Genomic DNA, 7166 nt, shown 5'->3' with positions numbered 1-7166 from the left:
TGTGGACTTCCCAGGCAGAAAATCCGCTATGCGTGACCACTGGTCATCGGTGAGCATTCGGCGATCCATGTCTTGTATCCAAAAGACAGGATGTAAACACAATTCCGCAAATGTGAACAGCCCCTAGCCGACGACCAGCGACGGCGCCATGCGGGCGAGGATCTCCCGCGCCGGCAAGCGGATTTCGGGCGCCACATCGTTGAGCAGCTCGGCGTTGCCGGCCACCGCCGCCACCAGGGCGGCTCGCACCGGCTGCAGGGACTCGCCAATGCCGGACGCGTCCAGCTCGGCCAGGACGCGCTCGCCGACCTGCAATTCCACGGCAGATGGCAGCATGGCCACGATTTCCCGCAAATACGCCGGAGCCGCAGCGACTTGCTCTTGCTGCGCGGCGAACAATCGACGGATTTCGCCCATCAGTTCATCCGCCGTAGCAATGTGCGCCGCTTGAGACGGCGCCGGCTCGGCGCAGCGCAGCGCATCCGGAACGACGCCCGGATCGAGGCTGAAGTAGGCATGCAGAAATCCGACCAGCCGCATCAACCTGCGCCGCGCACGTCGACCAGCGCGCATCAGATACCAGATGTTGAAGAAACGTTCGGCGACCTGGAAAGCCATGCGCTTACCCTGCCCAGCCTTGACCTTTTCAACGATGCCAGCTTGCGCCAGACGATCGAGCTGGGCCGAGGCCTGGTTGACACTCCAGCCCAGGGCATCGGCAAGCTGACGGGCACTCATCGGGTTCCAGTGCACGGCCAGCTTGTCGAGCAGCAGTTGCGCCTGTGCTGGCATTTCGTCGAAACGAGCCTTGTACTGGGGCGTCACTTCATCGAGCAGACTCTCGAGATCGGCGCACACATCGCTGTCGAATCCCTTCGACAACACGCCGTAGACCAGCACGGCGAGACGCGGGTTGCCGCCAGTCAGCGTATGCAGCACGCGCATGCGCCCGACATCCTCCTGGACTCGCCTGATCAGCGCTTCGGCACCGTGCCGGCGAGCGAGGTTGACGATGATCTCGCGCATTTCGTCTTCGCTGAGACCACGTAGTTCGTCGATGCGGAAGAAATCATAGAAAGCGCGGCCGTAGTCGTAGCTGGCTTCCAGTGCCCGGCTGCTGGCGCCGATCAGCATCAGTCGCGGATATTCCTGCAGGGCTTCGCGCAAGGCCCAATCCTTGTCCTTGAGGCGATCGAGAATCAAGTCGATGTTGTCGACGAGCAGGATCAGCCGGCGCCCCAGCTTTTCCGCGATACGCAACAAGGTTTGCAGGGCTCCTTCGCCATCCTTGCGGTCGAGACGCTCGACTTCTGCATCGATGGCGTTCATTTCGGCAGTGCGACCGTGGCTTTCCAGGTAATCGCCCAGGGCGTCGAGGCAGTTGAGCCAGAAATCGGCCAGACTGCCGACGTTGTACTGTTCTTCCGGGAAAACCAGGGGTATCCAGGCGGCGGCGAGTTCCTCGTCGTCATCGACGGCAATCGCCAAGCGGCGCAGCAGGGTGGATTTGCCCATGCCGCGTTGGCCGAGAATCAGCCGGTGTTGGGGGCGGGTACCCGGCTTCTCGCGACGAAAATCGTCGATGAACCGGGCGAGCAGTTTCGGGCGGGCGACGTAGTAGGTGCGCACCTCGTCGCGGCTCCACAGCGCCGGGTTATAGAGGGCGGAACGTTTCAGGGCGGTATCCAGACTCATGCTGCCAACCTCCGTTGCCAGAAAACGCGCAGCCATTCCAGCCTGAAAGCGTAGCGTCCCTCCCGTTCAATCAGGTAGCCATCACTGGTCAGCACTTCGAGCAGGTAGTTGAGCGTCTTGTCGCGTGCCGCCGGATCGCCGATGACGGCTGCCATCGCCTGCTCCAGGTTGTCTCGGGTGTTGCCTGCGCTCGATCGGCAGATTTGGGTCAAGATCCTTGCCGCATGCCCCGCTTCTGGCTGGCCAAGCTCCTCGTCCAGTCGCTGGCGCCAGTAGTCGAAGTGATTTCGATAACCCATGCCCAGCAGTTTCTCGAACACCCGCTCGACCATTGCCGCATCCGGCGTTCTACCGCTTTCCACGCATTCTTCGCGCAAGTGTTCGAACATCAGTTGCAGGTAGTAAGGTACCGGCCAGCCTACCCGCCGGACGATGACTGCACGCAAGCCTTCGTCAAGATCGATGGCGTAGCTCCTGGCAAGTTCACCTAAAAAGCGAAGAGCGCTTTCCTCGCTGAATGCATCAAGCGGAAAAGGCTCAAGGTCGTTGATCGTATCGCTCAGGCCCAACCGGGCGGCAAGCGTGTCCAGACCGATGGAACCGGCAAGCAGCCATTTGATGCGTCGGTAGTGGGTTTGCCGCAGGTCACGCAACCAATAGAGGAAGGCTCGCGCCCGGCGACGACCATCGTCGCCCTGCTGCAACAGGTTGATGATGAAGACCGGCAGTTCATCGACACACACCAGCCAGTCGTCGTCGCCATCCGCCAGCGCCTTGCCCAGTTCCTCACCGGCCTCGCGCCAGCTTTCGGGCCGGGCTTCGTGCCAATCGACACCAAAAGGACCTAGCTTGAAGCTCTTGATCTTGTCGAACAAGGCCTTTCTTCTCTGCTCAATGGTGTGCTCGGTAGCCAGCGCCTTGAACAGTTCGCGGATGCAGTCACTCTCGTTTTCGCACTTGGCAAAACTGCAATGCACGGCGTAGCGCTCATGCTGCTGTGCTGTGGAACACAGGCGCAGAATCAGCGAGGTCTTGCCGATGCGTCGTGGCGTGAGCATCAGCAAGTGGCTACCCGCCAGCTTGCGCCAGGCACGCGCCTGCTCCTGCTCACGGTCGAAAAAGTCCTCACCTTCCACCGGATTACCGACACTGATTTTCATCGCCACCTCACAACAGAAAATTTGTACAACAATTTTGTTTTAAAAAATTTTTGCTGTAAAGCTATTCACTGCTCAAACCTTCACTAAAAACAAGGGAGACGCCACAATGCCGGCCATGGCAAAAAGAACCTTGATCCTCGGCGGCGCCCGTTCGGGCAAGAGCCGCCACGCCGAACAAATCGCCGCCGCATCCGGCCAGCGGGTCGTCTACGTCGCCACCGCCGAGTCGCGCGATGGCGAGATGGTGCGCCGCATCGCCCACCACCGCGCACGCCGCCCGGCCGACTGGGGCTGCGTCGAGGAACCGCTCTATCTGGCTACCCGCCTGCGCGAACTGGCGGCGCCCGACTCCTGCCTCCTGGTCGATTGCCTGACGCTGTGGCTGTCCAACCTGCTCTTCGCCGGCCGCGCTGCGGCGCAGGCGGAAACCGGCGAAGCCATTTCCTGCCCGCTGTTCGCCGGAGAAACGGCGGCGCTGGTCGAAACGCTGCCGCAGCTACCCGGGCAGGTCATTCTGGTCTCCAACGAGGTCGGCTGGGGCATCGTGCCGATGCATCCGGTCTCGCGCCTGTTTGCCGACGAACAGGGCCGGCTCAACCAGCGTGTCGCGGCGGTCTGCGAGCGGGTTACGCTGGTCGCCGCCGGCCTGCCGCTGACGCTGAAATAGTCAGCCGCGCTTGCGCAACGTATAAACCCGCCACATCGCGTAGCCGGGCAGAAAATCCCGATGGCCGACGATGTCGAAGCCGGCCTCAGCGAACTCCGCCTCAATGACGCGGCGCGGCACGACGAAGCGGTTGTTGTTGACCTGCCGCCGCGCTTCCAGCCGGGCCCGCCGCCAGGCCTTGAAATTGCCGTCCACCCAAAGCGAAAGGACGACGCTTTCACAGGAAACTCGGTGAAATTCGCGCAGCATCGCCAGCCGGTGCGCCGGTTCGGCGATATGGTGCAGCAGGCGCATGCTGAACACGCAGTCAACAGCGCCGTCGCCCAGATCGATGGCGAAGGCCGAGGTCTGGAAGGCCTCGACGCCGGCAACGATCTCCGGCGCCTGCGTGGCCTGGGCCACGGCAATCATGTCGGCCGAGTTGTCGGCGGCGAGGATGCGACGCTCGCTCCGTTCCGCCAGCATCGGCCAGAAGCGCCCGGCGCCGCAGGGCAGATCAAGCACGCTGGCCGGGTCTCCAGCCATGGCCAGCGCCGCCCGCGCGATCCGCTGCTCGCGCCAGTCGGAAAGACGGCGCATCGGGCCAGCCCGATGCTTGTCGAAATACTGCTGGGCGTGCTTTCGGTCGTACTTGCGGGAGAACTCGAGTTCGATCGGTCCTGCTTGGCTCATGGAGGATATCCGGGTATCTGCGAACCCGGATACTAGAGGCCTCCCCCTTAACCAAACATGAACGAATCTCGACAGATTGCTACCGGATGTTTCTATGGCGTATTCACAGCAAGCAGGGGTAGCACGACGCTCAGCTTTTGCCAGTCGAATGCCGCTTCGACTGAATCGGCCAGACGTTCCAGATCGGCTTCGCGGCGCGCCGCGAAATCGACCCGATCAACCTCGCCGACACCGGCCCAGCGCAACAGCGCGGTCAACGCCTCGGGATGCTCGAAGACGCCGTGACAGTAGGTGCCGAGTAGCTGATCATCAGCCGAGATGGCTCCGTCGGCACGGCCGTCGGCAAGCTGCACGGCGGCCCGCGTCAGGCCATCGCCCTGAGTGACGCCAAGGTGGATTTCGTAGCCGATCATCGCCGGCTGTCCTTCGAGACGCAAGTGACCGCTCACATTGCGCAACTGCTTTTCGCATTCGAGCGTCGTATCAACCGCCAGGAAGCCGAGACCGGGCGTCGTTCCCGGTGATCCTTCGAGACCGAGCGGGTCGGCGATGCTGCGCCCGAGCATCTGGTAGCCACCACACAAGCCGATCACCTTGCCGCCGTAGCGCAGATGGCGGGCAATGGCCTGATCGTGGCCCTGAGTGCGCAGCCAGTCGAGGTCGGCGCGCACCGCTTTCGATCCAGGCAGGACAATCAGGTCGGCCGGCGGCAGCGCCTCGCCCGGCGCGATCCAGCGGAAGTCGACTTGCGGGTGCAGGCGCAGCGGATCAAGATCGTTGTGGTTCGAGGTGCGCGGATAGGCCGGCGCAACAACGCGGATTTTTGCTGCTTGCTTCCCGTCCACCGCAGCCGTCGCGATCGCGTCCTCAGCGTCAAGCATCAGCCCGTGCAGGTAGGGCAGAACACCAAGCACCGGCTTGCCGGTGCGCTGTTCGAGCCAGTCGAGACCGGGCTCGAGCAGTGCGATGTCGCCGCGAAAACGGTTGATGACGAAACCGACAACGCGCGCCTGCTCGGACGCCGACAACAGTTCCAGCGTGCCGACCAGGTGGGCAAAAACGCCGCCGCGGTCGATGTCGGCGACGATGATCACCGGGCAATCGACGGCCTCGGCAAAGCCCATGTTGGCGATGTCGCGGTCGCGCAGGTTGATCTCGGCCGGCGAGCCGGCGCCTTCGACGAGAACGCAGTCGTAGTGCGCGGTCAGCCGCGCCCAGGATTCGAGCACAGCGCCCATCGCGCGCGGCTTGTACTCATGGTAGGCCTTGGCATCGAGGTCGGTGGCAACCTGACCGTGGATGATCACCTGCGCCCTGCGGTCGGTGGTCGGCTTCAGCAGCACCGGGTTGAAGTCGGTATGCGGTTCCAGCCCGCAGGCCAGCGCCTGCAGCGCCTGCGCCCGGCCAATTTCGCCACCATCGACGGTGACCGCCGAATTGAGCGCCATGTTCTGCGGCTTGAACGGCGCCACCTTGATGCCACGGCGCTTGAAAATGCGGCACAGCGCGGCGACCAGCGTTGATTTGCCGGCGTCGGAAGTGGTGCCTTGCACCATCAGGGCGGAAGCGAACATGGCAGCCTCGGAAAACGGGAGGCGCATTATCGCATTGCCCTGATCTCAGCGCGCCAACCCGTAATAGCTATTGAAGTAACGCACCAGCCGTGTCGTCTCCTCCGGCGTCAGCGGCGCTACGCCGCGTAGCTGGCGGTAGGAGTGCATGCGCGTCAGGCTCGGCGTCCAGTCGCTGCGCCGCGAGAGTAGCAGGCGGCGGGCGTCGTGGCAGGCCAGGCATTTCTGTTCGACCAGCTTTTCCGTGCCGGCACCGTCGGCCTTGAAACGGCCGCTGCGCACTTCCTCGGCGCGCTTTTGGTCCATCTCCGCCTTGCCGGCGATGCGCGCGGCGAATTGGACGTAACAGACTTCGCCGTCGCGCACTTCGCGGCTGCCCCGGCGTTCCTCGATATTGACCAGGTGTTCGACGTAGTCGCCGTCCTTCGTCCGGCGGTTGATGTTGTAGTTGTAGAACTCGGAGAACACGACGTCGCCGTTGCGCAGCACCTTGATGGCCATGGCCTGATCGTCGCTGGCGGGCCGTTCCGGCAGATAGGCGACTGCGCCGTCTGCGGCGATGCGCCCGATACGGCCGCGTTGGTCGCCGGAAAACCACAGCACGCCGTCTGGCGCCGCCGACATTTGCTGGATGTAGGTGGCGTCGGGCAGTTTCTGTTCGCTGAGTTTGCCATCGACGGCAACCCGGCCCAACACGAAACGGCAGTGGTCGGAGAAGGCGAGGCCGCCGGCGGCCGGCGTCAGGTTGCTCGGGCAACTGTTGTCCCAGGCCGCCACCGTGGTCCATTGGCCATCGCGCGACAGCGTCGCCAACCGGCCCTTGGGTTGGGCGCCATTGCGCCCCGGCACCAGGATCGTCACCCAGGCGCGGTCCCGGCGGTCAAAGGCCAGCGAGGTCGGCCAACCTTCGCGCAGGGGAAAATCGTGCATCCGGCCCTGGCGGTCGATGCGACCGACCTTGGCGATCATCGCGCTGCCGTGGCCGGCGTGTTCGTCGCTGTCGTTTTCATGCCCGGACATCTGCGTGAACCACGCTTCGCCCCGGCGATCGACGGCGACCATGCCGGGGTGGCCGTCGCGCGTGGGGAATTCCCGGATGCGCCCGTTCGGCGCCAGACGGCCGATCTTGCCGCCGTCCATTTCGACGAACCAGACGTTGCCCCGGCGATCCAGCGCCAGAGCGCTGGGCTCGGCGTTCTTCGTCGGCAGCGCATAGGCCTTGACGCTACCGTCCGGCGCCAGCCGCGACACGGCGTTGTTGTCGCCCTCGGTAAACCAGATGCCGCCGGTTTTGTCCTCGACCAGTTGGTAGGAACCGAAAGGCCGGCAAGCCAGGGCCGGCGTCGCCAGCAGCACGGCCAGGCCGAAGAGAACGGGGAAAATCGCTTGCTTGCGCATGCA

The 7166-nt window shown here is 63.8% G+C and carries 6 protein-coding genes; 1 reads left to right on the top strand and 5 read right to left on the bottom strand.

The window, feature by feature from the left end; translation table 11 throughout:
- Nucleotides 1-123: 123 nt before the first annotated feature.
- Both ACLIIZ_RS18940 and ACLIIZ_RS18935 read right to left on the bottom strand, forming a co-directional pair.
- Nucleotides 124-1695: an AAA family ATPase gene (locus ACLIIZ_RS18940; RefSeq protein ID WP_416694776.1), complete on the bottom strand. Its 1572-nt coding sequence runs from the start codon at nt 1693-1695 to the stop codon at nt 124-126.
- Nucleotides 1692-2855: an ATP-binding protein gene (locus ACLIIZ_RS18935; protein WP_416694774.1), complete on the bottom strand. Its 1164-nt coding sequence runs from the start codon at nt 2853-2855 to the stop codon at nt 1692-1694. Before ACLIIZ_RS18935 ends, ACLIIZ_RS18940 begins: the two co-directional genes overlap by 4 nt.
- A gap of 115 nt (nt 2856-2970) precedes the next feature.
- On the opposite strand from ACLIIZ_RS18935, the gene cobU reads away from it, so the two are divergent.
- The gene (cobU, locus tag ACLIIZ_RS18930; RefSeq protein WP_374325877.1) at nt 2971-3522 is read left to right on the top strand and encodes a bifunctional adenosylcobinamide kinase/adenosylcobinamide-phosphate guanylyltransferase; all 552 of its coding nucleotides are present in this window, start codon (nt 2971-2973) and stop codon (nt 3520-3522) included.
- On the opposite strand, the gene ACLIIZ_RS18925 is transcribed toward cobU, so the two are convergent.
- The 3 genes from ACLIIZ_RS18925 to ACLIIZ_RS18915 form a co-directional block, all read right to left on the bottom strand.
- Nucleotides 3523-4194, bottom strand: coding sequence for a class I SAM-dependent methyltransferase (locus tag ACLIIZ_RS18925; protein WP_374325875.1), 672 nt, complete (start codon nt 4192-4194; stop codon nt 3523-3525).
- Between the two features lie 92 nt (nt 4195-4286).
- Nucleotides 4287-5768 (bottom strand): cobyric acid synthase, encoded by a 1482-nt coding sequence (locus tag ACLIIZ_RS18920; RefSeq protein ID WP_374325873.1) that lies wholly within the window; start codon nt 5766-5768, stop codon nt 4287-4289.
- Nucleotides 5769-5813: 45 nt separating this feature from the next.
- Entirely contained in the window at nt 5814-7163 is a 1350-nt protein-coding gene (locus tag ACLIIZ_RS18915; protein WP_416694771.1) for a virginiamycin B lyase family protein, read from the bottom strand.
- Nucleotides 7164-7166: the final 3 nt, after the last annotated feature.

It is taken from the genome of Azonexus caeni, assembly GCF_048146105.1.
Lineage (GTDB): Bacteria > Pseudomonadota > Gammaproteobacteria > Burkholderiales > Rhodocyclaceae > Azonexus > Azonexus aromaticus_B.
This window is presented reverse-complemented; position numbering and strand designations above follow the sequence as displayed.